A 2,431-nucleotide genomic window follows, 5' to 3' on the forward strand; every position below is an offset into this window, starting at 1 on the left:
GTGCTCACCGCGGTGATGGTGGCCGTTCAACTGGGCGCCATGGCCGCGCGCATCGCGAGCGGACGATGGACCGATCGCCGCGGCAACCGCCGCGCATACCTGCGCGGCTGCGCGCTGTTGAGCTTTGCGCTGTACGCGGCGCTGGCAGGCGCGGCATGGGCGGCGGGCGCCAGTCCCACCGGATGGCAGGTATTCGCCCTGGCCGTGCTGCTGGCGGCCGCCGGCATTTGCGCGTCGGCCTGGCATGGCGTCGCCTACACCGAACTTGCCACGCTGGCGGGCGCCTCGCGCGCGGGCACGGCGCTCGGCATGGCCAACACCTGCGTCTATCTGGTGCTGTTTGCCACGCCGCTGGCTATCGCGCATATCGTCGCCACGAGCTCGTGGCCCGTCGCCTGGCTGATCGCGGGATCCTGCATGCTGGCCGCGCTGCCGCTGCTGCCGCGCGCCGCCGCGCNNTTGACTGGCGGGTGGCGTTCGCGCCCCGGCGCGCACAGCGCCGTGTAGGCCGACCCCGCGACGCGTATCTCCGGCCGATAGGGAACCAGCGTTCCCGCGGCCACGCTGTCCGACACCATGACCGAACTGGCCAGCACCAGGCCTTGGCCCGCAATGGCGGCCTGCAACGCGTAGTGTTCCTCGGTGTAGGCGTGTTCGGCCGCAGGCCGCCGCCAGGCTGGCAGGCCGGCGGCCTCGCACCATGCCTGCCAACCTTCGTCATACAGTTCCGAATCGCGCCAGCGCACCGTCACCAGCGCGGGCGCACGGCGGCCGGCGTGTGCGATCTGCACGGGCGCCCCATACACCCCGAACCACTCGGCCAGCGTGCAGGCCGCGTGCAAGCCGGGATAGCGCCGGCGGCTGTAGCGGATGGCGACATCCACGCTGGCGTCCTGCAACAGGTCCACGGGGTCGGGCGACGTGTCCAGGCGCAACTGGTACTGCGGATACGCCTCGTGAAAGCGCCCCAGCCGCGGCACCAGCCACAAGGCGGCAAAGGAATGCGTCGTGGACACGGTCAGCGCGCCAGACTCGGGCGCGGGCCGCAAGGCGTCCAGCGTCTGCGCCACGTCCAGCAACGCGCCATGCACGCCGGCAAACAGACGCGCCCCCTTGTCGGTCAGCCGCACGCCGCGCGGCACACGCTCGAACAGCGCGCAGCCCACATGCCGCTCCAGTGCCTTGACCTGATGCGACACCGCGGTGGGCGTGACCGATAGCTCGGCTGCGGCCAGCTTGAAACTGCGCAGCCGGGCTGCGGCCTCGAACGTGCGCAGCGCAGTGACGGGAAGCGTGGCAAACATGGCGGGAACCTTGGGATGAATTGCATTCATCTTAGTGAAGGAATGATCAGTTGTCGCCTCAAGCCTGCCGGCGCGACCATGCGGCTTCAGATCGTTGTCTTGGATAGGAGCCAAGCATGAATTCAACTCATCGAGTCAAACGCTTGTTGATCTTGGTCGGCAGTCCGCGCCGCGATGGCAATAGCGCCGCCCTGGCCGCATCCGCCCGCCAGGGCGCGGAAACGGCCGGCACGTTGGCGTCGGTGCATTTCCTGGACGACTACATCCAGGGCCTGCTGCCGGACTTGCGCCACGCCAAGCCGCCCGCCGACCGTTACGCCGAACTGTTCCTTGAACACTTCCTGCCCGCCGATGGCGTGCTGTTCTGCACGCCCATCTACTGGTATGGCATGTCCGCGCAGACCAAGGCGTTCTTCGACCGGTCATTCAGCCATTACGCGGGATCCGGGCCAGAGCCGGAACGCGTCAAGGCCGGCATGGCCGGCAAGCGGCTGGGACTGGCCGTGGCCTCGGAAGAAACCTATCCCGGCGCGGCGCTGGGCATCGTGCACCAGGTGCAGGAATATGCGCGGTATACGCATTCGGATTTCGTGGGCTACGTGCATGGCGCCGGTAACCGGCGCGGCGAGGTGGCGCTCGATCCCCGGCGGCCGCTTGCCGCGGCACAGGCGCTGGGCGCGGAATTCTTCACGCGTAAATACTCGGACTACCGGCTTGAGACGCCCCGCAGTCACAACGTCTGGGAACCGCCCGCGCCCGCCTTGAGCAGCACGCCCGGCGGGCTGCCGTAGACCTGCTTGAACACCCGCGTCAGGTGCGCCTGGTCGGCAAACCCGACAGCCTGTGCCGCATCGGCCAACGGCAGGCCGCCGCGCAGCAGCACCCGTGCGCGCGCCCCCCGCCAATTGCGAAGCCACGCCTGAGGCGGCAATCCGTAGCGCCGGGCGAACTGCTTGACGAGCGTCGTGCGATGGCGGTTTTGCGCTTGCGCCAAGGCGTCCAGGTCGGGTGCGCAGGCGGGATCCGCCGCCATGCGCTCGCGCAACAAGGCGCAAACGTCGGCGAGGCCGGCGGTCGGCGCAGCACCGCCCTCCGCCGCCGCTCCATGCGCGGCCAGCGTCCCGAAC

3 protein-coding genes and 1 pseudogene are annotated in these 2,431 nt (G+C 69.5%); 2 read left to right on the forward strand and 2 right to left on the reverse strand.

Annotated elements, in window-relative coordinates:
• Nucleotides 1-39: 39 nt before the first annotated feature.
• Nucleotides 40-507 (forward strand): MFS transporter, encoded by a 468-nt coding sequence (locus B3446_RS11400; RefSeq protein WP_422652843.1) that lies wholly within the window; start codon nucleotides 40-42, stop codon nucleotides 505-507.
• Here B3446_RS11400 and B3446_RS11405 read toward each other — a convergent pair.
• Nucleotides 462-1,304: pseudogene (locus tag B3446_RS11405) on the reverse strand (LysR substrate-binding domain-containing protein); the annotation flags it as partial. The gene B3446_RS11400 and the pseudogene B3446_RS11405 overlap by 46 nt on opposite strands.
• A 116-nt stretch (nucleotides 1,305-1,420) precedes the next feature.
• Here B3446_RS11405 and B3446_RS11410 point away from each other — a divergent pair.
• Complete coding sequence (locus B3446_RS11410; protein WP_191576919.1) at nucleotides 1,421-2,095, forward strand: flavodoxin family protein; 675 nt, start codon at nucleotides 1,421-1,423, stop codon at nucleotides 2,093-2,095.
• Here B3446_RS11410 and B3446_RS11415 read toward each other — a convergent pair.
• Nucleotides 2,035-2,431: helix-turn-helix transcriptional regulator (locus B3446_RS11415; RefSeq protein WP_291381069.1), on the reverse strand; the 397-nt coding region annotated here is incomplete at its 5' end. The genes B3446_RS11410 and B3446_RS11415 overlap by 61 nt on opposite strands.

The organism is Achromobacter sp. UBA5777, assembly GCF_002418565.1.
GTDB lineage: Bacteria > Pseudomonadota > Gammaproteobacteria > Burkholderiales > Burkholderiaceae_B > Achromobacter > Achromobacter animicus.